The 26,985-nt window shown below is 34.2% G+C and carries 18 protein-coding genes, 4 pseudogenes and 1 other annotated feature; of the genes and pseudogenes, 2 read left to right on the top strand and 20 right to left on the bottom strand.

Annotated elements, in window-relative coordinates:
* Positions 1-212: 212 nt before the first annotated feature.
* The 4 genes from brnQ5 to AZF08_RS15945 all read right to left on the bottom strand — a co-directional run bounded on the left by brnQ5 (position 213) and on the right by AZF08_RS15945 (position 5,761).
* Complete coding sequence (brnQ5, locus tag AZF08_RS15930) at positions 213-1,565, bottom strand: branched-chain amino acid transport system II carrier protein BrnQ5 (protein ID WP_033677687.1); 1,353 nt, start codon at positions 1,563-1,565, stop codon at positions 213-215.
* 202 nt (positions 1,566-1,767) lie between these two features.
* Entirely contained in the window at positions 1,768-2,586 is an 819-nt protein-coding gene (proC, locus tag AZF08_RS15935; RefSeq protein WP_033677688.1) for a pyrroline-5-carboxylate reductase, read from the bottom strand.
* Positions 2,587-3,181: 595 nt separating this feature from the next.
* Positions 3,182-4,426, bottom strand: a complete 1,245-nt coding sequence (locus tag AZF08_RS15940) for an NAD(P)-dependent malic enzyme (RefSeq protein ID WP_033677689.1) — start codon at positions 4,424-4,426, stop codon at positions 3,182-3,184.
* A gap of 342 nt (positions 4,427-4,768) precedes the next feature.
* On the bottom strand, positions 4,769-5,761 hold the full coding sequence (locus AZF08_RS15945) for a DUF4046 domain-containing protein (protein WP_033677690.1): 993 nt from the start codon (positions 5,759-5,761) through the stop codon (positions 4,769-4,771).
* 604 nt (positions 5,762-6,365) lie between these two features.
* Positions 6,366-6,575 (top strand) — a binding site (T-box leader).
* A gap of 162 nt (positions 6,576-6,737) precedes the next feature.
* On the opposite strand from AZF08_RS15945, the gene proB reads away from it, so the two are divergent.
* Together proB and AZF08_RS15955 are read left to right on the top strand one after the other, a co-directional pair.
* Entirely contained in the window at positions 6,738-7,841 is a 1,104-nt protein-coding gene (proB, locus tag AZF08_RS15950) for a glutamate 5-kinase (protein ID WP_033677691.1), read from the top strand.
* A gap of 208 nt (positions 7,842-8,049) precedes the next feature.
* Positions 8,050-9,297 carry a glutamate-5-semialdehyde dehydrogenase gene (locus AZF08_RS15955; RefSeq protein WP_033677693.1) on the top strand — a complete coding sequence of 416 codons (1,248 nt, stop codon included), beginning with the start codon at positions 8,050-8,052 and terminating at the stop codon, positions 9,295-9,297.
* 410 nt (positions 9,298-9,707) lie between these two features.
* Here AZF08_RS15955 and AZF08_RS32170 read toward each other — a convergent pair.
* The 16 genes and pseudogenes from AZF08_RS32170 to AZF08_RS16015 all read right to left on the bottom strand — a co-directional run.
* Positions 9,708-9,794: pseudogene (locus AZF08_RS32170) on the bottom strand (GNAT family N-acetyltransferase); the annotation flags it as partial.
* A 236-nt stretch (positions 9,795-10,030) separates the two neighbouring features.
* Positions 10,031-11,233: a Ger(x)C family spore germination protein gene (locus tag AZF08_RS15960; RefSeq protein ID WP_033677695.1), complete on the bottom strand. Its 1,203-nt coding sequence runs from the start codon at positions 11,231-11,233 to the stop codon at positions 10,031-10,033.
* The gene (locus AZF08_RS15965) at positions 11,217-12,320 is read right to left on the bottom strand and encodes a spore germination protein (RefSeq protein WP_033677697.1); all 1,104 of its coding nucleotides are present in this window, start codon (positions 12,318-12,320) and stop codon (positions 11,217-11,219) included. Before AZF08_RS15965 ends, AZF08_RS15960 begins: the two co-directional genes overlap by 17 nt.
* A 26-nt stretch (positions 12,321-12,346) precedes the next feature.
* A complete protein-coding gene (locus tag AZF08_RS15970) occupies positions 12,347-13,921 on the bottom strand; it encodes a spore germination protein (RefSeq protein ID WP_033677699.1) in 1,575 nt (524 codons plus the stop codon).
* A 627-nt stretch (positions 13,922-14,548) separates the two neighbouring features.
* Entirely contained in the window at positions 14,549-15,337 is a 789-nt protein-coding gene (locus AZF08_RS15975) for an alpha/beta fold hydrolase (protein WP_051725919.1), read from the bottom strand.
* A gap of 204 nt (positions 15,338-15,541) precedes the next feature.
* Positions 15,542-15,760: pseudogene (locus AZF08_RS29955) on the bottom strand (IS1595 family transposase); the annotation flags it as partial.
* A 534-nt stretch (positions 15,761-16,294) separates the two neighbouring features.
* A pseudogene (locus AZF08_RS15980) lies at positions 16,295-16,932 on the bottom strand (ABC transporter ATP-binding protein).
* A complete protein-coding gene (locus tag AZF08_RS30800; protein WP_162177854.1) occupies positions 16,911-17,108 on the bottom strand; it encodes a hypothetical protein in 198 nt (65 codons plus the stop codon). The pseudogene AZF08_RS15980 and the gene AZF08_RS30800 overlap by 22 nt, the downstream one beginning before the upstream one ends.
* A gap of 6 nt (positions 17,109-17,114) precedes the next feature.
* A complete protein-coding gene (locus AZF08_RS32005; protein ID WP_321141623.1) occupies positions 17,115-17,492 on the bottom strand; it encodes a DUF1430 domain-containing protein in 378 nt (125 codons plus the stop codon).
* Between the two features lie 111 nt (positions 17,493-17,603).
* Positions 17,604-18,458 (bottom strand): annotated as a pseudogene (locus AZF08_RS28790) (IS1595 family transposase); the annotation flags it as partial.
* A gap of 129 nt (positions 18,459-18,587) precedes the next feature.
* Entirely contained in the window at positions 18,588-19,988 is a 1,401-nt protein-coding gene (locus AZF08_RS15990) for an amino acid permease (protein ID WP_033677701.1), read from the bottom strand.
* A 304-nt stretch (positions 19,989-20,292) separates the two neighbouring features.
* A complete protein-coding gene (locus tag AZF08_RS15995; protein ID WP_033677703.1) occupies positions 20,293-21,237 on the bottom strand; it encodes a response regulator in 945 nt (314 codons plus the stop codon).
* Positions 21,238-21,241: 4 nt separating this feature from the next.
* Positions 21,242-22,558 carry a sensor histidine kinase gene (locus AZF08_RS16000; RefSeq protein WP_033677705.1) on the bottom strand — a complete coding sequence of 439 codons (1,317 nt, stop codon included), beginning with the start codon at positions 22,556-22,558 and terminating at the stop codon, positions 21,242-21,244.
* 238 nt (positions 22,559-22,796) lie between these two features.
* The gene (locus AZF08_RS16005) at positions 22,797-23,783 is read right to left on the bottom strand and encodes a glutaminase (RefSeq protein WP_033677707.1); all 987 of its coding nucleotides are present in this window, start codon (positions 23,781-23,783) and stop codon (positions 22,797-22,799) included.
* Between the two features lie 540 nt (positions 23,784-24,323).
* Entirely contained in the window at positions 24,324-25,754 is a 1,431-nt protein-coding gene (locus AZF08_RS16010) for an alanine/glycine:cation symporter family protein (protein ID WP_033677709.1), read from the bottom strand.
* A gap of 630 nt (positions 25,755-26,384) precedes the next feature.
* The gene (locus AZF08_RS16015) at positions 26,385-26,567 is read right to left on the bottom strand and encodes a YolD-like family protein (protein WP_033677712.1); all 183 of its coding nucleotides are present in this window, start codon (positions 26,565-26,567) and stop codon (positions 26,385-26,387) included.
* Positions 26,568-26,985 lie beyond the last annotated feature (418 nt).

Here is a 26,985-nt window from a genome sequence, read left to right on the forward strand (position 1 = left end):
TCGATACTTTTTTCAGAATCTTTATAGGAATAGATTCTATTTTTTTCTCTTTCATCCAATGTTCAACAAAAATCAGCTACAATTTATTTATAAATAGATTGTAGCTATTTTGAGTGATTCCCAAAAGAAAGAATAACAGATTTTTTCATTCTAAAGAGATGCTTAGTTTTATTACCTTGATAGCCATATGGTGATATCTCATACATAATAAATTATTTATTTAATCGAATTTCACCAGAACTAAGGGTATTTTTCTTCCGTAATACGCTAAAAATATAACCGCATACACCGCCTATAATAGCTGGAAGTACCCAACCTAAACCTACACTATACAAAGGAAGGAAATGAGCGAAAAAATTATGAATTATTTCGATTTTTATTCCAGCAGCATGTAAGCCATCAAATGAACTAATAATAAATGTTAATATCAAACTCCCTTTATATACTTCAGATCTACCATTAAATACAGAGTGTAAAAATGTTAAGAATATTAAGAGAATAGAAATTGGATACATAGCTATTAATACAGGGATTGAAATCGTAATTAATTGTGTTAATCCTATATTTGCAACTATTGTACTGAAAACAGACAAAATAATAGCAAATTTTTTGTAAGAGATCTTTGGAAATAATTCATGGAAAAAAGAAGAACAAGCAGTGATAAGTCCTACACTTGTGGTCAAACATGCTACTGTAATCATTAAACCTAATAAAATTGCACCATAAGAACCAAAATAATAGTTCGAAACTTTTGCTAAAACTTCAGCGCCATTATCTAAACGACCTAGTTTTTCAACACTAGAAGCCCCCATATAGGAAAGGGCAGTATAGATAAGAGCTAAGAGTGTAGCAGCAATAGCCGTTGCTTTTGCACAAACAATCATAAGCTGTTTTTTAGTGGTAGCCCCTTTTTCTCTAATTGCATTCACAATAATAATCCCGAAAACAAAAGCTACAAGAGCATCCAGTGTTAAATAACCTTCTTGAAAACCTTTAAAAAATGCATGTGATGTATACCCTTCAAAAGGTGCTTGAATTCTTCCAATTGGATGAACAAGAGCTACAACTACGAGCAATCCGATAAATGTCAATTTAATAGGCGTTAGAAATTTTCCAACTACATCAATAATTTTTGTAGGATTAAGTGATAACAAGCATGCAACTGTGAAAAATAAGATTGTAAATATGATTAATATAATAGGACCTGCATCATTTGATAAAAAAGGTTTAATTCCAATTTCAAACGATACATTACCAGATCTAGGGATAGCGAAAAAAGGACCAATTGCTAGATAGAGAACAGTCGTAAATACAATACCAAACAACGGATGTACCCGACTAGCTAAAGATTGTAAATCATTTTTACCTGAAAAAACAAATGCTGTTATTGCTAGCAATGGTAAACCAACTCCGGTAACTAAGAAACCTGCATTGGCTATCCATACATTCTTTCCAGCCATTTGACCAAGCATAGGTGGAAAAATTAAATTTCCTGCTCCAAAAAACAATGCAAATAGCATTAATCCTATAATTATGATAAAGGAAGAAGGAACTTTTTTTGACATAATAAATCCTCCGATTACAAGTTTTTATACGCTCTTTATTTGTTTATATAAATTACATACTAATTTAGGTTATTCCAGCTTAGAGTACAGTGGCGGAAGGCCATGTTACAGTCCCCCTCCCCTATCAGAGAATAGCAACAGGCTTTTAACTTTAAAAATAGCTTAAATTAATGGATGTGACGTTACCCCTAAACGTAGCTTCTTACTTATTAGTTAAACTGGATATTTCAACAGATTTTTGAGTACAACGTTTCATAGCTGAAATGATAGCTGTTCTTAAACCTTTTTCCTCTAGTGTTGCTACAGCTTCTATTGTCGTTCCACCTGGAGAACAAACCATATCTTTCAGTGTGCCTGGATGTATTCCTGTTTCAAGTACCATTTTTGCAGAACCTAATACAGCTTGAGCTGCGAATTTATATGCTTGAGCTCTTGGCATACCATCTAGTACAGCAGCATCTGCCATGGCTTCTATAAACATATATACATATGCCGGAGAAGAACCACTTACAGATGTTACAACATCCATTAATTTTTCATTTACTATCTCCGTTTGGCCAAAACTATTAAATATGTTTAGTATGTCTTCTAGATCTTTTTCTGTAACCATTTCATTAAAACATAACGCAGACATTCCTTCTCCAACAAGAGCAGGTGTATTAGGCATTACTCTAACAACCTTTAACTTTCTGCCGAAGGCATTCTCAGTGCTCTTAATACTTTTTCCTGCAGCAATAGTTACGACTATTACATCGTTTTTTATCTGCTCTTTTATTTGGTTAATTACTGATGAGTATAGGTCTGGTTTGATTGATAAAATTAAAATATTAGCACTGTTAGCTACTTCATTGTTGTTAGTAGTTGTAGTTATGTCATATTTTTCACTAGCATTTTTTAAATTAATGACATTTAAATCTGAACAAATTATTTTATCTGAAGAAACTATATTTTTGTTAATCATTCCACCTATCATAGCAATACACATGTTTCCACATCCGATGAATCCTATTTGTTTGTTCATAATAACTCGCTCTTGCTCCTTTTATTATAAATTTTATAGAAACGTATCTTTAATTTATAATTAATACTACAAAATCTGATCAAAAAGTACATGATTTTACAAAAAAATATTAAGTATTAGAAAAGTCATTTTGGTGCAAAAACCTCAAGATAACTGCATTGAATCTCTCAACTTCGAATATACTGACACTATAGATAGAAATATTAACTACATAGAAATTAACGGGACTATTACTCTTATCGACATATCAGATCATTTGATATACAAGATATATATAGTTGCCTAGCAAGGCAGCCCTTAGTTATATAATTATAATTATGTTAACTCAATGTATAGAATATACTGGATTCTTTGTTTAACTAAAGGAGCAATCTAGTGGCATAAGTCAATCTTTTTTAATCATATGTTTAGGAAAAATACAAAGGTGTGTAACAGTATTGAGCAAGAAATAACAAAATTAAGTTACTTTCTATACAATTAAAGTTTCAACAATTAAAAAATTTTTAAAATATAACAGGCTATCTCAGTCGGGATAGCCTGTTTCAAATACATGCAATCTTTGCACCATAACATTTTCTTTTCTCAAGACAAATACTTATTTAAATACAATTGTTTCTTCTGCTAATCTTAATAGATTGTTTTTAATTTCAGCTATACTGATATTTTTTCTTGAAACACCTGTTTCCATTGCAGCACGCGCAACAGCATATGCTACATGCGGCACCACCCTAGGATCAAACGGATCTGGAATGACATAGTTTACATGAAGTTCTTCTTCTGAAATTAACTGAGCTATTGCATAAACAGCTGCTAGCTTCATTTCTTCATTAATTTCTTTTGCTTGTACATCTAAAGCTCCACGAAAAACTCCAGGGAATGCTAATACATTATTTACCTGATTAGGAAAATCAGAACGACCTGTACCAACTACTAGTGCTCCAGCCAATTTTGCTTTATTAGGCATAATTTCAGGTGTAGGGTTAGCCATAGCAAAAATAATAGGATCATGATTCATAGAACAAATCATTTTCTCATCAACTACACCTGCAGCTGATACCCCAATAAATACATCAGCACCACTAAGAGCGTCTGCTAATGTCCCCTGCTTCTGTTCTATGTTGGTAATACGAGCTATTTCTTCTTTGAGTGTATTCATTCCAACAGGTCGCTCCTCATATATAATCCCTTTTGTGTCACACAAAATAACATTTTTAACATGCATATGAAGTAACAGCTTAACAATAGCTATCCCAGCAGCACCAGCACCATTTACAACGATTTGCACATCTTCAATTTTTTTATTTGCTAACTTAAGAGCATTAATTAGGCCAGCAATAGTTACAATAGCTGTACCGTGTTGATCATCATGAAAAATAGGAATATCACAGGACCTTCGCAAGCGCTCTTCAATTTCAAAGCATTGAGGTGCTGCAATGTCTTCTAAATTTATACCCCCAAAATTTGGTTCTAATAATTTAACAGCCTCAACAATCTTATCTGGATTATTGGTGTCTAAGCAAATAGGAAAAGCATCAATGTCAGCAAATAATTTGAAGAGCAAAGCTTTCCCCTCCATTACTGGTATAGCAGCTTTAGGCCCAATATTCCCAAGTCCTAGTACTGCTGTTCCATCGGATATAACTCCAACGAGATTACCTTTCATTGTATAATCATATACTTTACTTTCATCTTTATAAATATCTAGGCAAGGTTCCGCAACGCCTGGTGAGTAAGCGAGACTTAAATCTTTCGAATTTAGTACTTTAACTTTAGAATAAACACCGATTTTCCCCTGCTTTTCTTTATGCATTTTTAATGCTTCATCGCGTAAAGGTGACATATAATTTCTCTCCTATAATTTGATTTTCCTATTATTAAGTTATGATTTTTTAAAATCAACTTTTTTATAAATTCTATCTCTATCTTAAACTCGATAGTTTATGACGATACGTGAGAATACGAATATAATCATTATTTATTTTTAAGGTATTTCATGTTATTCTAAAAATTAAACTTCAGTTTATATTAATAACTACAAAAAAAGACATTAACTAACGTTTTGAAATTTATAAATATTTCTTATTTAATTCTCATTAAAAGATTCAAATTATTCATTTTTATGGTGTTTAATTTCGTTAGGTTAATGGCGATGTTTTTTGCTCGTTCTATATATTAAAAATCATTATTTATTTTTATAACCTTTTAACATATTTTTTGAATAACGATTTGGATATAGAGCATTTAACATCTCGTATGGACTACCATTCCAATATCTTCTTAATGGCGTCCATAATTTATGTTTTATTAACCACCTTTGTGTGTAAGTAGATAGTAATTGCTCCTCTGTTAGTTTTTCCTTTTTTTCAATAGTCCATTTCAGCGCCTCTAATGCTTTTTTTTCAGTCCAAAATCCGGTAGGTGTAAACTTAAATTCCCATTCTTTATTTTGATCAGGATATAAATCATTTAGCATAGAGTACGGGCTGTTCTCCCATAATATCTGACAAGGAGAGATTAATTTATGATTAGTTAGCCATTTTACACTGTAAACTTGTAATAATTGAGCGGGAGTTAATTTTTCTTTCTCTTCAATAGTCCATCTTAGTGCTGCTAATGCCTTATCTTTGGTCCAAAACTTGTTAGGAGTCATGCTAAATTCCCATTCTTTAAATTTATTAGGGTATAAAGAGTTTATCATTGCATAAGGGCTACCATTCCAGTACATAACTAATGGAGCACTGAGTTTATTTTCTTTTAACCATTTTTTCCCATAAACCTTTAGTAATTCTACCTCTCTTAGCTGTTCTTTTTCTTCAATAGTCCATTTTAATACTTCAAGAGCTTTTTCTTTAGTCCAAAAATTTAAAGGTGCCATACCAAATTCCCACTCTTTAAATCTATTGGGATATAAGTCTTCAATCATTTTATAGGGACTATTATCATAACTATGTTTGAGTGCACCAAGTAATCGATATTTTACAATTAAAGGCGTATTCCATTTTTGTTTAATATCCTCTTCATTCCACTTTAAGATTGTTTCAATTAAATATTTTGTTACTCTTCTAGCTAGCTCTCTATTATCATCCTCTTTCCATGTATTAGCTGGGAACCTACTTCTTTTACCGTCTAATAATTCCTGATAGATTTCCTCTATTTTCACTGCACTCGTTTGCACTTCAAAACTTCCTCCCATTTTAAATAGTAAAGGGCATATGGCGATACCCCTTTCCCCCCTAACGCAAAATAAAAACGCCCTTATTAACTGCTGTTATTTACTTTATGGAGTAGAAGCGATGCATATAATGAAGAAAGAACAAACTTTTAATAAAATTATTTCTTTAATTTATGATATAAGTAACAGAAAAAAACAAAAAGTTACAAAAATTTTTAAATTAAAATTTTTGTAACTAAGGTTCTGGTGCAAATATAATGTAAGTTTTGAAAAACTAATACGATTCCTAACGGAATGCTACTTAATACTATTAATTTAAACAGTTCGTGGATACAATTCACTTGATTTTGGAAAGACTTTTTCCCTTGGAATGTTTGTGATCAAACTTTATTTTAAAGCTACAACTGTGCCCAAGATTTAGTCGCTTTATGTGTTTGGATGAGTCAGAATGTCGCTACGGCTTCTTTAACTCAGTTGTCTATCTGTTTAGAAGCCTGAGACATCTTTCGATGAAAAAGCTAAAAATAAAATATATAACCCTTCTTATCTCAAAAAAAATTTGTTGACATTACAATAACTTATATTGTAAAATTCATAAAACTCAAAATAAAAATCATTGACGGGAACTAGTACATAATTTTTCTTGCGCAAGAGATTGGAATTCATAGGCTGAAAGATTCCTCGTAAAGAAATTATGGAACCTATCCCTGAGTCTTAAACGAAAGTTTAGGCGTATGCCTGCGTTACAGGTGGAAAGCGGATATGAATTATATCAATGAAGGTGGTACCGCGGAACAATGACTGTTTCGTCCTTTTTTAGGATGAAGCGGTCTTTTTTATTTGACTATTTAGCACCAATTTAGCTTTTAATGCAGAGTTTTTGCTATAAATGGCGCTTGGTAAAGGTGGATTTTCTTTTCATGCAAAAAAAGAAGTACACAATTTTAAAAAATTTTCATTTAACTGAGGTGTTGTAGAAGTGAAAAAGCAGAGAATTGTAGTCAAAATTGGAAGCAGTTCTTTAGCTGCGAAACATGGTGGCATCTCTGACGAACAGGTTTCAGATCATGTTGAAGCCTTGGTACAGTTAAAACAGAAAGGACATGAAGTTGTGTTAATTACATCTGGGGCTGTTGCCGCGGGCTTCTCCATTCTCGGATATCCTAGTCGACCAGTGACGACAAAAGGCAAGCAGGCTGCTGCGGCTGTTGGACAAAGCCTTTTGATGCAAGCTTATACAGAGAAATTTCGAAAATATGGGATTGTTACCGCACAGCTTTTGCTAACGAGAAGTGATTTTTCCAGAAAAGAACAATACAGTAACGCCTATGCAACTTTAACAGAGTTGTTGGAGCATTCTGCTTTGCCTATTATCAATGAAAACGATTCTGTTTCTGTGGAGGAGCTGACATTTGGTGATAACGACATGCTGTCAGCTTTAGTAAGTGGCCTTGTTTCAGCAGACATGCTCATGATTTTTACGGATGTGAATGGTTTGTACGATCAGAATCCTCATAAAAATCCTGATGCGAAAAAGTACTATTATCTCCCTAATGTTACAGAAGAAATTGCCTCCTATGCCGGAGAGGTCGGCTCAAATCTTGGAACAGGCGGCATGAAATCAAAAATTGAGGCAGCGAAGACAGCCCTCTCTCTCGGAGTTAGCGTATTCATTGGAACAGGACGCGGACAAGAGAAGTTTTTGGATGTGTTGAAAGGAAAAGGTGACGGAACATATATTGGCAATGCACCGCAAAAAGGAATTAAGATGAACAAACAATGGATTGCACTGCATTCTCCTGTAAACGGACAAATCGAAGTAGATGCTGGTGCCGCCACTGCCATTATCCAGCATAGAAAAAGTCTTCTACCTGCCGGTGTTACCGATGTATTTGGAAACTTTCAGGCCAATGAGGTTGTGGAAGTCATCACGGAAAAAAAACGTGTGATCGGCAAAGGTCTGTGTAAATATAGTGCAAAAGAATTGAGGGAATTAAAAGGTATGCAAAGCTGTGAGATCCAAGCGCGTGAAATAAGGCAGAGCTATGAGGTTATTCATAGGGACAATTGGGTTTCATTTTAAGAAATATGGGGTATTCCCTTTAATCATAAAATCCTAGGCCCTCCACTTTAAAATATAATTTTTGAATTTTCACGTTAAATCTGTAGTGTATATGTTTAAACACTTAGAAGCTTGATTTGTAGGAGAGTCTTGGATGATGGCATTTACTTGTGGGAGTTAGACACGTCTCAAATTTGATATTTTTGGTCTTTAAAAGGGGGAAACGGAAATGAATGAGGTATTGGTAAAAGCACAAAAAGCAAAGGCTGCCGCGGGAGAACTTGTAGCTAAATCTACAGATCAAAAAAATAAAGCTTTGGCAGCTATCGCTGATCAATTGATAATGGAAACCTCCTACATTTTAGAGGAAAACAAACGAGATATGGAACAAGGAAAAGCGAAAGGAGTTTCTAATTCCCTTCTCGACCGCCTTATGCTCAACGAACAACGTATAATTGACATGGCAGGTGGCATCCGACAACTGATAGATTTAAGTGACCCTGTCGGAGAATGCGTGGTAGCATGGGAACGACCAAACGGATTGTCTATTCAGGAGGTGCGTGTGCCACTTGGCGTTGTGGGGATAATTTACGAAGCGCGACCAAACGTAACGGTGGATGCTGCTACACTTTGCTTAAAAACGGGTAACGCGGTGATTCTACGTGGCAGCTCTTCTGCTACTTATTCTAACAAAGCTATTGTTGCAGTGATTCACCGAGCACTCGAACAAACAAGCCTGTCCCCAGACAGCATACAGCTCATTGAAGATACCTCACGAGAAAGTGCAAAGCAGCTGTTTACATTGAACGAGTACTTGGATGTTCTTATTCCAAGAGGAGGTAAACAATTAATTGACACAGTAGTAAGAGAAGCGTCTGTACCTGTATTAGAAACAGGTGCGGGAAATTGTCACATTTTTATCGATGAAACAGCGGATAAACAAATGGCATTCGATATTATTATAAATGCCAAAACACAACGCCCGTCTGTATGCAATACTATTGAAACAATTGTGCTCCATAAGAATTGGGCACAGCGTTATGGTATCGAATTGTTTTCCCTCTTGAAGGAAAAAGGAGTGGAACTTCGTGGGGATAAGAAAGCATTAGTAATTGATTCTTCTCTTATTCTTGCTTCAGAAAAAGATTGGGAAACGGAGTTCTTATCTCTTACGCTGGCAGTCAAAATCGTTTCCTCCATTGAAGAAGCGATTCATCATATTAATGTATACAGCTCTAGGCATTCCGAAGCAATTATTACAAAAAACGAGGAAAATGTCAGTAAATTTTTTACTTACGTCGATGCTGCGGTGTTATATCATAATGCTTCAACTCGCTTTACTGATGGATTCGAATTTGGATTTGGCGCTGAAATCGGCATCAGCACGCAAAAGCTACATGCGCGAGGACCAATGGGTCTCAAGGCATTGACTTCCACCAAATATGTGATTCATGGAAACGGACAGATTAGAGAATAAGGAGCAGAGGGGAAAATATAAATTCCCTCTTGTTTAATTTTTGTTCCATTCTTAATTGTAGCGATTGTATCTACAATCATTTTAACTATTTTATTAAAAGTACTGGAAAAGTTTGATACTGATACGAATAAATAAATGTTTGTGATAAAAAAAGGTATGCTCTTTGACGTAAGTAGTTCAGATAATGTGGAGAAAATTTAAATTAGCAATAAATTTTCCATTCCAAAAAACAATACAAGTAGTATTAGAATTAGCAGTATATTTAGCACATAAAAACGCTTGGAAATCTCCAAGCGTTTTTCATCGTATTATTTTTTGTTTTTAAACTCAAATCTCAGTTACTTAAATATTCATTTCCATTCCGCAGCTAAAAGTCCATAAATAACGTGGTCTACATAATGGTCATATAGTCACTTTGCTTGTCTTATTTTACCTTCCTCTACAAATCCAAATCGATCAGGAAGCGCTCTACTTTTTTGGTTTTCAACAGCGATACTAACCTCAATTTTACAAACTCTATATATTCATCTAATACAACAATATCGACTTTCCATTGAACGTCCAACCAAGCACTTGCTTGAACACGCGTTTTATCATCCGATTATCATGCTTTATGTACAGATACTGAGTTTATTGACACTCCCACCCCTAAAGGGGGCGCTGGCGCACCGTAGTGGGCTTTCTCGTTCGTAACATCTGTAAAAGAAAATCTGTTATTATGGAATAATGCGTCTCACTTTTTAAAATTTGACGCTCCATAATCTTCGATGGTTACATTCACATGATATTTAATCAGAACCTTACTAAAGGTTCGATCCCAATCTTTTTTGACTTTCTTCCATGTTTTCGGGTTTTTAATTCTTAATCGATTTCCAAATCCTGCCACGTCGACTTGATATTTTTTTTGCATTTTTTCTGTTACATGATTTACTAAACGTGTTACTTCTTGCTCAACAGCTTTTTCTGTCCTTTTTAAAAATTCATTTTTAACAGCTTTTCCTGAGCGCGTCCAATTTTCAGATAGTCTTCCTACTGATTCAATGTTCACATCAAAAGAAATAGTATTTCCGTTAACATGCGGTGTGATTTTGCTTTTTATTGACTTTATCTCGTAAATAATGGGTTGCCCTGTTTTTTTATCAAAAGCTTTTACCACACCACCTTTCCTTTTTCCGTTTATCCATATTAACCCTTCTAATTCCTCTTCATTTAAAAAACCACGCAGCTTATTTGTTTTTCCTTTAATTGCGGCAGCTCCTGCAAATTTTATTTCTCCATTTGTTGAAATCACATTTTGTAAAAGAAAACTGGAACCTGATTGCATCTTGCCTTCTAATTTAGCGAGTGATACAGGAGGTAAAATCCTTGTTGTTCTATATTGATTATCTCCAATCCCAATCAAATGAAACGCTGGAATTTCTCCTATTTCCTTTGATTCCAGCGTCTCACTAGCTCGCCCCTTACTGATTAACACAAGACAGCTAAGTCTGCTCTCATTTTCACGGAGATACTGCTCAAGTAATTGTTCTAAACTATATGTGCGTACAAGATTCTCGCTAATAACAATCACTTTTAAATGTGAAGCGAACAAAGGACGATCTCTTCTTAATGAAAATTCACGGATCATTTGATGAATAGAATCTCCAGTTTCAGAAATATTAACATAACGTTTTTGTTGTGCCCCGTCTCCTTTACTCCCCGTTTGTTGGCTTGCAATTTGATAAGTAGATGTTATAAGGTTTCTTTTAGGATATCCTCCTCCTCGGTCCTTAATCTCTTTCTCAATTGTTGACTCCTTCCCTTTATCCAATGCCACAGCTAAAACTAAACTAAACTCTTCAATTTCTTTACTACTCCAGCATCCTGTCAGAAACAGGAGCACAAGCATCGACAACAAGGGCAAAAGGAAGCGTCCATAATTAAGTTTTTTCTTCATGCGGTCCCCCCTTTAATCGCGTGACAATAAGAAGTAGAAGTGGTAGTAAACCAAATAAAAAACATGCAGCATTGCCGATTATATCCCCGAATGTAAGTAGATCATTTATATTTTTTGAAGCCATAGCAATAATGTAAATAATCGGCAATAAACCAAACATAAAGGGATGAATGCTCTTTTTGAAGAGTTGCGCCAATCCCAAAGCAGCAGCATAGTAACAGATTGTATAGGTAGCAAATATTTGCATAATCCATATTACGAGCAATAACGACTCAAAACGTTCAAATATCAAACCGGGAATTTCAAAACTGCGCATGAGATCAATGGTCGGCCATGTTCTCGTTACAACTCCATCGACAGATAATGCACCAATTACCATTACGACAGTTATTACGTAAAAGATTAACGGAATAGAAATACCAGTTAGAATGACTTTTATTGCTTTGTTTGGTTGTTCCATATACACCAAAAGAATTAACATAATTTCAGGACCTGTATATGCGAGAGTCGTTGTCTTTAATCCATTTAACACTGGCGTGAATCCTAAGCCTAATACGGGGCGGAGATTATCTATCTCAAATATTCCAACACTCATCAAGGAAATAAGTAAAAAAATAAAAATCGTAATAGGGAATATGATTTCAAACATCCTGGCAATTGAGTTGATGCCACCCATAATTAAATAGAGACCTATCCACATAAAAGGCATAATAACGGCCCATATAGGAGTTCCCTCCAGTAAAAATAAGCTAGTTACTTCTGCCATTGAGCGGATTTGAAACCCAGAAGTTGCAAGAAAATAACATACAACAAGTAAGCTAATTAAGCTTCCTATCCATTTCCCTACAAGTTCTTGGCTGTATTGATAAAATGTTTTTTGGGGAAACTGCTGACTTAATTTGACGATGATGACCCCTATAACCATCGCTATTATCCCGCCTAAAATCACACTTATCCATACATCTGGTGTTTTCGCTTTTTCCACAGATGCTCTGGGCAGGGTGAGGATTCCTGTTCCAAGAATAAAATTAACGACGACAACAACTGCTTGCGATGTCGTAATTCGGTCTTTTGTTCTGGTAATCATTGAGAGTCACTTCCTTTCGGCATAAGCTACCCTTTGCGAGTAGGATCTTTTGGATGCATCATCTTTGGTCGCCGTCTCATCATTCTTAGCGGCATGCGAACCATAAAATCTTTCCAGTCACTTAATCGAAAAGGAACAACTGGACTAGTATAAGGAACGCCAAAACTTTTCAGTTTCACCAAATGGCTACAAAGTAAGAGGAAGAAGAGAATGACTCCGTACAATCCAAACACGGCAGCACAGAACATGGCTACAAACCGAAGGATGCGTAATGTAATCCCTGCACTGTATTGTGGGATAGTAAAGGAAGAAATAGCTGTCACAGCTACAACGATTACCATAATTGGACTGACAATCCCTGCTTCTACGGCAGCCTGGCCAATAATTAGTCCACCCACAATCCCCATTGCCGGTCCAATCGGTTTAGGTAAACGTAACCCAGCTTCCCGTAAAATTTCGATGGCTACTTCCATAATCAACGCTTCTATAAGAGCAGGAAAAGGAACTCCTTCCCGTGTTCCTATAATAGAGATAACTAGCTTGGTGGGAATTAATCCTGGATGAAACGAAATAAAGGAAATATATAATGCAGGAGTAAATAATGAAACAAAAGCTGCAAAGAAACGCAATAGGCGGAGAAGCGTACTTGGAATCCAACGTTCATAATAATCTTCTGGTGATTGCAACAGCATACTAAATGTAACTGGAACAATTAACGCGAATGGAGTTCCATCCAGTAAAATCGCTACCCGCCCTTCCATCAAGGCACTAATAACACGATCGGGGCGTTCTGTATTCTGAGCTTGTGGAAAAGGACTGAGGTAATTATCTTCAATAAGTTGTTCTATATAACCAGATTCGGGTACATTATCTATATTGATTTTCAGAATTCTTGTTTTTACCTCTTCCACTAATTCTGGACTAGCAAGGTCTTTGATGTAGGCTATAACTAGCTCTTTTTTTGCACGTTCTCCTACTTGAAGCTTTATTAATGATAAGTTCTCATTTTCACCATGACATCGCAAAAGTGCGGTATTATCACTTAAAAATTCAGTAAAACCTACCCGTGGGCCTCTGACTAATGCTTCTGATACTGGTTCTTCAATATTCCGTTTGTTTGTTTTTGTTGTACCAAGAATGAACACATCTAATAATCCTTCAATCAAAAGAGCTGTCGAACCTGTCAATACTTTTGATATCAAATCTTTTATTTGATAGACTTCTGTTACTTCACTAATGGAAAGAGCTTTATTTTTAATAAATTCTTTCGAAACGGTCTCCTCCACATAAGAAGAATCCTTTTTATATTCGTCGAAGAAATCAACCATTAGTGATTTCATAATATGTTTATCGATTAGCTCTTTATCTGATAGCCCGTCGGCAAAAATGATCGCAGCTCGAATGCTTGTGCGCCCAATATTAAACTCTCGAAAGTGAACATCAGAATTATGACCGATTTCTTGCCTTATGAGTTTTAAAGTCAAGGTAAAATCACCCGTAAAATGAACGTTTGCGCTTTGAGAAGGCTTATATTGTTGTTCAGCTTTGCTTTGAATGATATTTTTTTGTACCTGTTTGTCCTTTAATTTCCACCAACTCATTCTTACCACTCTTTCTCTGATATATGGACCCAATGAAAAAATCTTGAGATAATATATGGAATTAAAAATAAGATAAAAGCTTGTACAAAAACTTTCCAATCTGGAAGATAGGAAACAATCATGTTCCACATTTTTATCACCTTATACATGTACTCTACTAGGAGTAAAATTCTGAGAAACCTGGTATTTGCTTAATAAAAAATCCCTATAAGACTAAGAAACAGAACGGCGAGACATTATGCTTATTCAGTACCGAACGCTAGTTACCACTAAGACTTTCTGTACTAAAATACGATTTTTTATTACAATTTGTTAGATATTATCTCCTTTTGCCTTATTTATATGCTCACATTCAAATTAAAGAAATATAAGTATGCAATGATACCTCTTAAAGAAAAGGCTCTGTTAAAGTTCAATATTGATAATAAGCGTAAAAAATAGAACTTCCGATTTTGTGGAAGTTCTATTTTTAATTATTTTCTTCTTCAACTAACGCCCCCGTTAGTTGAAGAAGAAAAAGAGACGCTTATTAAACTCGCGCCCTTTAATGGAATAAAAAAAATTGAAACACAGATGAAATAGGCTTATTTTTTCTTCTAATAACGTACACGTTAGTCAAATAAATAATTATTGTACTTTCGATATAAAGTTATGAACTGTCTTATTAAAAACATGGGGTTGACAAAGGTTACTTGGGTCAAAAGAATCATTAATAACCTGTATCTCTGAATTTTTTATTAAATTAGCTACTTGTTTCATCATCTGAACACCTAATTTAGTATGGTCTCCAACCAAACAAAGGGTCGGAGCTTCTATAATCGATAAATGTTTATTAAATTTAATTTTATTTATTGCTTTTCTTTGAATTTTAGCTTCATGTTTTCTCATGTTAAACATTACACTTTCCATCTCTGTGCTAGCCAAAGCCCATCTTTTATACGAGGCTTTTGTTAATTGGGCTAACCACTTTTTAGGGAAATTAATAACCCAAGTTTGGTTAGCACCAATCATAGCTAATAATTTTTGAAAGGAATCAATGGACGTGTCACAAAAACTATCCACTATTACTAATGCCTTAACAGTTTCGGGATAAGTAATGGCTAACTTTTGAATTAAAACACCGCCATACGAAACTCCAACAAATATTGCAGCTTCAATCTTTAAAAGGTTTAAAATTTCCTTTATATCATTTGTTTGCATTTCCAAAACACTTTCAAAGTGACAGTCTAGTTTTCCAGAATTTCCATTACCTCTTAAATCTATTAAAATTACTTCGAAAAAGTTTTTAAAATACTCTACTTGTGGTTTATACATCGAGGAAGAAGCACCTAATCCATGTATAAAAATAAGAGGTCTCCCTTTACCATAAGATTCATAAAATATTTTAATTCCGTCTTTAGTTCTTAAATAAGGCATTTCTCTCCCCCTTAACACAAAAATTTCACCATCATCTTCTTATCCTGCTTACGTTAGTTAAGTACATTCCCTCACAATCTTCTATATACTTTAACAAAATATCTAATCTCCTATTAAAGTTTTATTCCACAAAATGGCCCGATTGTTGTACACAAGTTAAACAATACTCTTCAACTAACCTGCCCGTTGAATAAGAAACAAAATTTATATCGTGAACTTAGATAACCTAAGTGTATGATATGTTTCTGTATTTTGTATTAGATTTCCTTTAATAATCAAGTCTTTCATAGTGACTTCATTTCTCTGATGCTGAATACTTTCTAATACTTGAAACCAAGTAAGATAATTGTCCAAATATTTGGTTGCAACCCCATTAAATCGTTGTACCCACGCTTTAAGTCTGCGGTGGTAATTGTTTACGTTTACCTTGCTAATAGTTAAGAATTTCTCCTAAATATAAAAGTAGTATACAATTCACATCAATACCAATTTTTAAATCGTTATTTATACATTCGATTATAAAAATAAAAAGGACAATTAGCCCTCATAATGGACTAATTATCCTATAAATTATTATCTAATTTTAATCATAACTATTATGTGACATCTTTTGTTTTTCATGACTTTTTACATTTTAGGTCTGATAAAATGCTTATTGCGCGATTTGGTTCCATTGCTACACAAAGGCCTTTTTATAGTTTTTTGTATTCGATAAAGAAAACTAATAAATTTTCATCTATCAACTATACCGAAGTCATATTCGCTATAATCAAATAGTTAGAGAAAAATTTATACTCATTTCTGTTGTTAGGTTTCCTTAGCGTGACAAAATTCACATTAGTTTATGCTGGAATTTGTTTAATAGTAAATGTTCTCCAAATAGTTCTTCAATGTATTGATTGAATTGTTGTATATGCATCTTTTCCTCTCCCCTTAATATTCTCATTTCCGCAAAAATTATATTTCAATGACTCTATTGCATACTTGTGCTACATATGAATCATGGGTGAAAATAACAATTGTTTTTCCCTCTTTATTTAGATTTTTTAAAATTTGTATAATTTCATTTCTATTGTTATCGTCTAAAGAGCCTGTTGGTTCATCGGCCAATATTAACTCGCACGGCTTTAGGAGTATCCTTGCTATGGCGACTCTTTGTTGTTCACCACCTGAAAGCTCGTGTATTTTTTGCTGTAATGATACGCACAGCCCAACTTTTTCTAAGGCGACTGTTTTTAATTCTTTCTTTTCCTTCTTTGTTTTTTTGCATAAATCAAGGGAATTTCTAAATTTTTATTTACAGTATCATTGTCGATGAGTGCGTAATTTTGAAAAAGATACGACATTTTCGTTCTCAGAAGCTTATTTGCTTTACTAGAACTCATACTAGGACTCTCTTCACCAAACAATTTAACGACTCCACTATCTGGATTTTCAAGCATTCCCATAATATTAAGAATCGTTGTTTTACCAGATCCACTTTTCCCTGTAATCGCAACCATTTCCCCTTCACAAATTTTCAAATTAAACTCATCTAAAACCGCATGATTGCCATAACTTTTACTAACATCTATCAGTTCACATATATACTGCATTCGTTTCTATGAACCTCCTTTAATGACCGTTGTTTTTTTCTTCGCTCCATAGTGATTAATGCGATAATAGACGCGATAAATTCAATTAAAATAAGCATTGCCACCGCCGTAAACAATTTCATATCAAACTCTTTTTTTACGATGAAGCAAATTGATAGTTGTACGACCCACGTCAATACAAATCACCACATGTATCCTCTATACGTTCTAAAAAAACTTATGCCAAATAAGCGATGGACCACTATTTTCTGCTGATTTTTATTGAAATACACAATAATATTCTGTGTAACCAAAAATAATATGCCGACAATTAATCCACTAGTAACCATGAATAACATTTTTATAGTTTGCTGCATATTGTATATATCTTTTAAAATATATTGGTCAACTGTTACAAGATATCTTAAATTATCATCTAACCCTAATCTTTTAAGCTCTGGCTCTAGTGTCTTATACGTCAATCCTACATCTCGCTTCATCAACTTAATCTTTAAAGGGTCGTTCGCTCCTCCCCCTAATATAGTGTCTCTTTCTCCAACAAGACTATTATTCTCGGTCATAACCTCAATAATTTCATCTTTGATCTTATTATGATTAGACTTATATATATCTGGATTGAAACTAAAGATTTCCTGATTGTTCTTTATCCAAATCACTTCTAATTGTCGATTTCGTAAATGATTTGGAACCTTACTCTGGATGTGATAAAGACCCTTTGTGCGAACCTTACCATCAGACTTGAACTGATAAATATTCATACCTTTTTCAGTAGCATATGTTTTAAAGGCACGCCAAGAGTCGGTGCATAAAACATTTTCACTTGAAAGTTTATGTCCGATAGCTTTGTCCAATTGCTCTTTTGTTAATCTACCCATTCCCAGTGTCTGCGAAAAAGTCAACTTATCACGGTCCCTTGCAACTAAAACACATACTTGTTCGTTGCTTATTCCACGTTTCTTTGCGGAACCACCACGTTTGGGGGGCTTTCTATCTTTAATCTTTCTTTGTCCTTTTTCTGAGTACAGGAAATAGGTATCGTCCATTTCGACGATACCTTCGAAACTCGATATATCCATTTGTTTTAATGATGATAAAAGTTTGTGCCTCCAGTAGCATAATGTGACATGAGATACATTTCCAACTAATTCAGCAGACTTACGAAGTGAGTATCCTTCTATCATACATTCTACAAATTTTATCCATTGGTTAAGACGACGTGTTCGATACAGAGCGGTATTTGTAAGGTCAGTAAATGTCATTTTACACGCTTTACAGCGATAACGTTGTTTTTTAACTTCTTCACCATCAACAATAGTTGAATATTTACCAAACCGAACAATATGCTCCGACTCTCAATCAGGACAATGATAGCCACTCTTGTTTTTACGCTCAGATATTTCTTGTAGTACAGTTCCTGTCGAGGACGATGCAGTAAGAGCATCAATTAAATACTCTCGTAGTCGATGTTTCTCTGCTGGATTTAATTTTTAAATGACTTTAAGAATATCAGTTGCTCTCACGGTCATCACCAACTTTTATATAGTTAAACCTATTGTAGAACGTAAGTTCCTGTGAATCAATTATCAACAACAAACATTAACAGAGCCAAAGAAAAAAAGATGCTAGATAGCATCCTTTTTCTTTAATTCAACTAACTATTTGTTTATATTTCTAGCCAAATTACTTTTGTTTTTTCCATATAACATATATATAACAAGTCCAATAAGCATCCAGATTATAAAACGAATCCAAGTAACTTCTGGAAGACTGATGATAAGATATAATGAAAAACAAATCCCAATCAACGGAATTACAGGAACAAAAGGCGTCTTAAATTTCCTTTCTAAATCTGGTCTTTTCTTTCTTAACACAATGATAGAAGAACAAATTAATATAAATGCTGATAATGTTCCGATATTAACCAATTCAGCTACCTCACTAATAGGGGTAAATCCTGATATTATTGCTGTAATTATACCTATAATTAATGTAGGACGATGTGGAGTCTTATATTTAGGATGTACCTTTGTAAACCATTTTGGTAATAATCCATCTCGACTCATTGCAAACCAAACTCGTGAACCTGCAAGTGTGAATGAAAATAAAACAGAAAGTATACCTGTAATAGCTGCAGCAGAAATAAATAAAGTAATCCATTTTAATCCTGCATCACTGAAAATCTTAGCTACCGGTGCAGCATTATTCAATGTATGATAGGGTGCCATCCCTGTAATCACTAAAGACATTCCAATATACAGACATAATGCAATTATTAAAGATATGACTACAGCTCTTGGTAAATCACGTTGTGGATTCTTGGCTTCTTCAGCTGCTGTAGTTAACGTATCATATCCAAATACTGCAAAGAATACAAGCGCAGCACCACTCATTACGCCATTAAAACCAAAAGGCATAAAAGGATGCCAATTTGCTGAATCAATGTAGAAGCTTCCAACAGCAATGACCACTAAGATAATACTTAGCTTAATAATTACCATCAATGTGTTGAATTTTGATCCCCACTCCATACCAAATGTTAATAATCCAGCAATAGCTAGACTTATAATAACTGCAATTAAGTCTACTCGATGCCCTTCTCCTGTACCTGGAGCCCCTTGGGCCCAAATTGGAATATGTATTCCGATTTGTTGAAGTAATTCTTGCATATATCCAGACCAACCAATAGCAACTACTCCCACTACTAAAATATATTCTAGTAACAGATCCCACCCAATTAACCATGCTACTCCTTCTCCTAATACAGCATAGCTATAAGTATATGCACTCCCAGAAACGGGGATAAGTCCAGCAAATTCAGCATAGCATAGTGCAGCAGCTGCACTAGCTAGTCCAGCAATAATAAAAGATAAAATAACTGCAGGACCAGCATGCTGAGATGCAGCTACTCCTGTTAGAACAAAAATTCCAACCCCAATAATTCCTCCTAATCCAATTGCAGTTAATTGCCATAATCCTAACACTCGATTTAGTCCAGTACTTCTAAGTCCTTCCTTTTGCAAATGATCAATGGACTTTTTTCTAATAAAAGCATTCATTTTTTTCCTCCTGAGATACATAAAGTGCGAAAATAGTTACAATTTGAATTATTCTAGCATAATTATTTATTTTTATTCAATGGTTTTATCAATGAATATTAATGTTAAAAAATAGAAAATGTATACTTTCTTACTTTAAGTTAGTACATCTTTATAGACACGCCACAGAATTTTCTGATTTTTAATTGCATATTAAGTAAAAGTGGACGAAAAGGTATACTCTCTTAGGCAGAGTATATAAGCTAAAATATATGGAAAACAATGATAAATGCATCATTTGAGATTAAGAATTAGCAAGAGTTCGTCATTGCAATTCCAAGTGTATTCGTTTTGCTTCAAAATAAAGAACCTGAATAAATTTTTTCGTATCGATACGAGTAGGTAATGTTGGCTCATTATTCAATTCTGTCATCTTTCTCCTTACGGTAGTAAAATCAAAAAATCTAGAAGCATAATTTTCGAACTTCGGGTTTAAAAAATCAGTAAGTCCAAGGGATGCTAAATGGTTTAATGATTGGTAAATTGCCCTCCGGATTCGTTGTTTGGAGGCTTCAATCGATCTTTTTAATTCGACCTCTTCGGTTGATTCTCCAAGTCTTTTTTGAGCTAAATTCACAAAAATTTCTTTTAGCGAGGGAAACCCTTGTTCAAACGTTTTATCTTGTTCATATTTATATAAATAATCCAGCATGTCCATTAAATCTTTACTTCCGCTTTCACTGGCTATCCCTAATTCGGATAGAAGAAAATGAATGGAATTTCGAAAATGATTGATAGTACTTAAATGTTTTTCATTACGGTATTTTTCCTGCGTACTTTGATCACTATCCAATTTAAGTACCATATTGAGTGATTCTTGAATGTTTTTTATCGATTTTTCCAATCGGATTCGTTCAATGACTTTCTGAACGACTGTTAATACTTCAATCCGGTTAATCGGCTTAATAATATAGTATTCAACGCCAAGCGAATACGCTTCAGCAATTAATTCTTTTGATTCTACTTGAGAAACCATGATGATTTTCCCTTTAAACGGTGGTTTTATTTGACGAATTGTTTTTATTCCATCTTGAATCGGCATTAACAAATCGATAAATAAAATGTCTATATTTTTGAGGATTAGCATTTGTTGATCTAACAATGAACCATCCTCAGCTTCTCCTACAACCTCTCCAAGATCCTCATCCTCGATAATGTGAGCCAACATTGAGCGAACCGCTTTCTCATCATCTACTATATAAAAATACATAGAATCACCCTTTCGAAATTATATGATCAATCCCTAATCTGATTATAAAAATCGATCCTTTTCCTTCGGTTCTGTCCTCAAACGTAACATCACCTTCAAGTTGTTCGACCATTTCTTTTACATACGATAGTCCGATACCTGTCGATGGGTTACCTACATCATCATATTTAGAAGTAAACCCAGGTTCAAAAATTGACTCTTTATACTTTGAAGAAATACCGGGACCGTTATCTCCTATTCGAAATTCAACGGAATGATGGTCTTTATTAATGTCAATTGTGATGGTTCCCATATCTTGGATAGCTTCTACAGCGTTTGCAACAATATTGTTTATAATTGATAAGATTGTGTAAATATGATAGTGAGGATGCACGCCATCAATCTTATACACAAATTGGATGTCTTTCTCTAGTAACCGGGCGTATTTCTCATTTGCTCGTATAATGATGTTTACCAGTTCATGTACAGACATATAATCTGTAAAACTTTCATCAGAAATTAACTTTGAAAGTCCAGCAAAAATACGTTGGTTATCTTTTTTAACGTCATGGACTTCACCAGCAATTTTCAATGCCTGCTGCCGTAAATCCTCAACCTGAAAGTTCATCTGTTTGTTCTCTAAAGAGTCTAAACTTTTGTATAAATCATAAGATTTTTTCGTTATATTTTCAGCATCTTGTAACGTTTTTTTTAAATGAACAGCATCTTCATATAAATTGGAGATAAGCATAAGCATGTGTTCATTTTGTTTTTTAATGTGTCTCTCCCTTGACTGCGCTTCATACAGTTTCATCATATTGAAAAAGCTTAGAACTATAAAACTGTGAGAAAACGCGATAACGATTATCTCATTTATTGCCTCTGGTGTGATGGTTGTCTTTAATACGAAATATTGAATCATTAATTCCACACAGTCTGATAATATTTCAATGATGCAACCGATAAACCCAATCATCAATGGTTGATGATGAAAGCGTTCGACTTTCGCTAAGTAAAAGAGACAAGAATAAGTAAAATAAAAGAAAAAACTAGGATAGTGGATATGGAAAGAAGCTATCCAATCTATATTTTCCTTTGTGATGACGTCCATTAAGATACGAAATACTACAACCACTATCGCTGTTAAAAAACCCGGCAAAAATGCTGGCATTCGTCGAAATAATAACAAAAAAAAGAAAAATGTTGGTGCACCAAAGCTCATTCTAAATGTTTCATTTAAGGGAAAAGACTTTATTTCACCTACTAAGGGTACTGTAAATACCATCAAAACCAGAATATAGATGTCTTTTTTTACTAAATTACTAAGATTCAAAATAATCACTTCTCACTTTCGCCTAACAGTCAGTATACAAATCTATTAACATTAATACAACACTTACTCTATTTTTTACAAAAAACGATAAATAAGATATAAACGAAAGCATTAAGCGTTGTGAGTATTCTTTACATTCTTTTACTTTAAAACAGGAAGATACTTTGTAACACAAAAATGTTCAGACACATTATACGGTCTGAACATTTTTATATTCGCTCTGACACCAAAACATCCATGATACTTTTTAGAATATACTTAAATCCCATTCTTGTGCAATATGTTCCAATAACATAACCCCTGGTAAACTATTCCCATATTCATCAATGGCTGGGCCATAAATACCAATACCACATCCATCTTGAAACGGTAGATCCCTCCTGGACCTTGAGGGGACAAGTGCCATAATCCCTCCGGACACCCCACTTTTAGCTGGTAACCCGATGAAAGCAGCAAATTTGCCAGAAGCATTGTACATACCACAAGTAAGCATTAAGGCTTTTGTTAATCTAGCGACCTCTTTAGGGAGGACTTGTTCTTTACGAATAGGATGATATCCATCATGTGCAAGTATAAGCCCTATTAAGGCAATATCCTCTGTATTTATTTCTATAGAACATTGTTTCAAGTAAACCTCTAATGCTTCCTCCACATCCGATTCTAAAAAACCATTCTCCTTTAAATAGTATGCTAAGGCTCTATTTCGATGGGCTGTTTGCCATTCAGATTGAAACACTTTTTCATTAATGGTGGGACGCTTCTCGATCATTTTTTCAATTAATGCGTAAAGGGATTCTAATTTTTCTTGTGCCGATGTTCCTGGTAGAAGTGAAGCTACCGTAATCGCTCCAGCATTAATCATAGGATTAAAAGGCTTTCCTGGTTTATGCATCTCTAAACGAATGATCGAATTGAAGGCATCTCCAGTTGGTTCAACATCAACCCGCTCTAATACATAAGATATACCTCGGTTTAAACAAGCCGCTATAAAGCCAATTACTTTTGATATACTTTGCAGAGTGAAAGGTACCTCCCAATCCCCTGACTTTATCATTGTTCCATTTGGCTCTACTATACAAATACCTAATTGCGATAAATTTATCTTTTCCAAAGCGGGAATATAACTGGCGCTTTTTCCTTTAGCAGCATAGGATCGATAATGAGTTACCCATTGATCTAGATCTAAGCAAGCTTTTTTTTGACTCTCAACCTGAACTCTATACTCCTTTATCATTTAACTATGTTCCCCCGTCCTATTAATTTGGTACAGTATGAATTTTTCTTAATAGAGAATAGACAATAAAGTGCGAAAAAACACTGTCAAGGCTATTCCCTTTTTCTATAGATTGATAGGTAAGGTAATGTTCTAAAGATATAGTATATTCAAGATTTATGATTTCTATCCCATAAACTTACTATTTATAAGCTATATGAATCTCTAGAATAATTGAATATGGTCAACTCAAAAACAGTCATCTTTTTCTTATTCTACCCATCTACGCGGCTAAACATATATTCACTTGATAGACCTATGATATTTGAGAAATCGTTTTAAAGAAATATACTATTCCTTTTGCTGTTGTTCAGGTCTCTCTTTTCAACATCTTAATATAGTTGCAATATATTAACTCCTTTTACTAACCTGCATCCGTTAGTTAAGAAAGAATCTGTTTCAAAACTCTTGATTTACGACAATTTTTTATTGTAATCAATTTTATTTGCACTAGAACCAAGAAAGATATTCAGACATATTACAGTCCGAATATCTTTTTTGTTACATACTTTTCTTTTTTGAAGTTGCAGTATCCTGATGATGCTCCCAACATTCAATATTTTCAAGCCCTTTGATGCTTCCTTTATAAAAAATAGGATCTTTACCAGCTTTTTTCTGTTTCATGTAATCCTGTAACGCAGCAAAGGCTATTTTTGATAGTAAGGTAATAGCAATTAAATTTATAATAACCATAAAGCCCATAAATAAATCCGCTAAATCCCATACAAGTTGGATTTTTGCAACCGAACCGAATACAATCATAGCCAACACACTTATTCGGTATACCATCAACCATACTTTACTTGTGTGTAAGAATCGAATATTTGTTTCTCCATAATAATAGTTACCAATTAACGCACCAAATCCAAATAGGAAAACAAAGATAGCAAGACAGCCCGATGCCCAAGGACCGATGTGTTCACTTAATGCTGCTTGTGTAAGTGCAATACCATTTAGCTCTGATTGTTTGTATGCATCAGAAAGTAAAATAATAAATGCTGTGCTTGTACAAATAATCAGTGTATCCGTTAATACGCCAAATGCTTGAATAAGTCCTTGTTTCACCGGATGGCTTGTTGTTGCCGTTGCAGCAACGTTTGGCGCACTTCCCATACCAGCCTCATTTGAGAATAAACCACGTTTAACTCCATTCATGAGTGCTGCGCCGATGGAACCGCCTGCTATTTGTTTAAAGCCAAATGCGTTTTGAACAATAAGAGAAAGAACTTCCGGCATTTTTGTTATGTTGGTAACTACAACAAATAATGCAACTCCAATGTATAACACCGCTAGAAACATCACCTTGTATTCTGCCATCTTTGCAATACGCTGTACACCACCAAAGATAATCGCAGCGAAAGCAATTGCCATGATAATCCCTACAGTTAAACGATCTGTACCGAATGAGTTCTCAAAAGCAATTGTAACGGTATTTGATTGTACAGAATTGAATACAAGACCGAAAGTAAGCGTAATTAAAATAGAGAATAATACTCCCATCCAACGTTTGTTCAATCCTTTTTCCATATAATAGGATGGACCGCCGCGGAAACCAGCTTTATCTTTTACTTTATATATTTGCGCTAATGTGCTTTCAACAAAGCTGGATGCTGAACTAATAATAGAAATAATCCACATCCAGAATACCGCTCCAGGACCACCTAGTGCAATTGCAATTGCAATTCCTGTGATATTTCCTGTTCCAACGCGAGCAGCCATACCAATACAGAACGCTTGAAACGGGGAAATTTGGTCTTTAGAACTATTCTTCCCTTCCATTAACACACGGATCATTTCCTTTAGCATTCGAAACTGTACAAATTTCGATTTAAATGTGAAATAAATTCCGCAAACAACAAGCATAATAATTAACAATTTAGACCATAAAAAATCATTCGTTGATCCAACTAGATCCACCAACAATTGTTCCATATCATCACCTCATATCAAAATTTCATATCCACTAATCTATATAAAATCACCTTTATTTTCTGACATAACTAACCTCGTTTCATATACACATGCAACAAAGACAAAATTTCCTATGAAGATGATATTTCCTTGTTTATACGAATATCCATGACATGTAACCGTACAGCAGAGATCTTGAAGGACATGATGCATCTACATGTAGATGCTCTAGCTCGTCCCGCAACAAAATAGTTTTTATCCAGAAATATGGCTGTACCATTATGCTTGTTCCGTATGCAGGATTTTTAAATTGTACTTATATAGATCCTTTTTGTCTCTTTTTATTATTTGCACAGTAATATAAACTGAATTATCAAAAAATACAAAACGATTATAAGCATTTTCATATTTTATTCTAGAATATAGTCTCTTTAGTTTATAATTAACGCTTCTTAGAAAAGCACTTGACTGCCCTGGTATTCCCTTCTAAATCAACACATGATACCAGTAGATCTACTGCCCCTCACTTGTCTTCAAATTTTTGCTACAGAACCTTCATTTAAATACTTTGTTTACAGAAGAATATATTGCCAATTTTACAGTATCTCAGGAAACTTTAATCCTATTTTCCTCTATAGATAAAGAAAATCATTAATAGATTTCCTTAATATCAGATAAGAATATAGAGAAGACCTTTTGCTGTTCATTTATTAAAATAATTGTTTGTTGGTGTAAATCAAGGTTGCAAACTCGCCCCTTACATGTTTGTAAAAATCCACTCTGATAGTAATCAATAGTGATTAAGCGATTTTTTGCTAATTTTCTTAAGAACATGGATATATCCCCTTTCTCACTACTAATCTATATAAATAGCCTGTAAGTAAAAGAATATAGGCTAAGTAAAAAATTCAAAAACCATCCTTTGAAGCGCTTTCAACCCCAAGCTAATAGAAACGTATCTTTAATTTATAATCAAAAGTACAGAATCTGACCAAAAAGTACAGGTTTTTATAAAATAATTTTTAAAATATTTAAAAAGTCATTCGGGCGCAAAAACTTTAAAATAATAATACAAAAGGATTTAGTCAAACTTCTACCCAAGATATTATGGAAGTCTCATTTTTGTCCAAAGGAGCAATCTATAGAAGATGGGTTCTGGTGCAAAAACTCTAAAGTCCTCGCAAGTAATCTCCTAAACTTGGACATACTGATAATATTACTCTAAAAAGGTGTGTGATCGGTATGGAAAAGG

This window comes from Bacillus gaemokensis, from assembly GCF_001590835.1.
Lineage (GTDB): Bacteria > Bacillota > Bacilli > Bacillales > Bacillaceae_G > Bacillus_A > Bacillus_A gaemokensis.

Bases quoted from the DNA above. Each gene is read 5' to 3' on its own strand.
- AZF08_RS15960 (WP_033677695.1), bottom strand. From the start codon at position 11,233: ATGAAGAAAAAACTTAATTATGGACGCTTCCTTTTGCCCTTGTTGTCG.
- AZF08_RS15975 (WP_051725919.1), bottom strand. From the start codon at position 15,337: ATGCCTTATTTAAGAACTAAAGACGGAATTAAAATATTTTATGAATCT.
- AZF08_RS16010 (WP_033677709.1), bottom strand. From the start codon at position 25,754: ATGGAACAATTGTTGGTGGATCTAGTTGGATCAACGAATGATTTTTTA.
- AZF08_RS15940 (WP_033677689.1), bottom strand. From the start codon at position 4,426: ATGTCACCTTTACGCGATGAAGCATTAAAAATGCATAAAGAAAAGCAG.
- AZF08_RS16005 (WP_033677707.1), bottom strand. From the start codon at position 23,783: ATGATAAAGGAGTATAGAGTTCAGGTTGAGAGTCAAAAAAAAGCTTGC.
- AZF08_RS15955 (WP_033677693.1), top strand. From the start codon at position 8,050: ATGAATGAGGTATTGGTAAAAGCACAAAAAGCAAAGGCTGCCGCGGGA.
- AZF08_RS15990 (WP_033677701.1), bottom strand. From the start codon at position 19,988: ATGAATGCTTTTATTAGAAAAAAGTCCATTGATCATTTGCAAAAGGAA.
- proC (WP_033677688.1), bottom strand. From the start codon at position 2,586: ATGAACAAACAAATAGGATTCATCGGATGTGGAAACATGTGTATTGCT.
- AZF08_RS15995 (WP_033677703.1), bottom strand. From the start codon at position 21,237: ATGTATTTTTATATAGTAGATGATGAGAAAGCGGTTCGCTCAATGTTG.
- AZF08_RS15970 (WP_033677699.1), bottom strand. From the start codon at position 13,921: ATGAGTTGGTGGAAATTAAAGGACAAACAGGTACAAAAAAATATCATT.
- AZF08_RS16015 (WP_033677712.1), bottom strand. From the start codon at position 26,567: ATGTTCTTAAGAAAATTAGCAAAAAATCGCTTAATCACTATTGATTAC.
- AZF08_RS15965 (WP_033677697.1), bottom strand. From the start codon at position 12,320: ATGATTACCAGAACAAAAGACCGAATTACGACATCGCAAGCAGTTGTT.
- AZF08_RS32005 (WP_321141623.1), bottom strand. From the start codon at position 17,492: ATGACCGAGAATAATAGTCTTGTTGGAGAAAGAGACACTATATTAGGG.
- brnQ5 (WP_033677687.1), bottom strand. From the start codon at position 1,565: ATGTCAAAAAAAGTTCCTTCTTCCTTTATCATAATTATAGGATTAATG.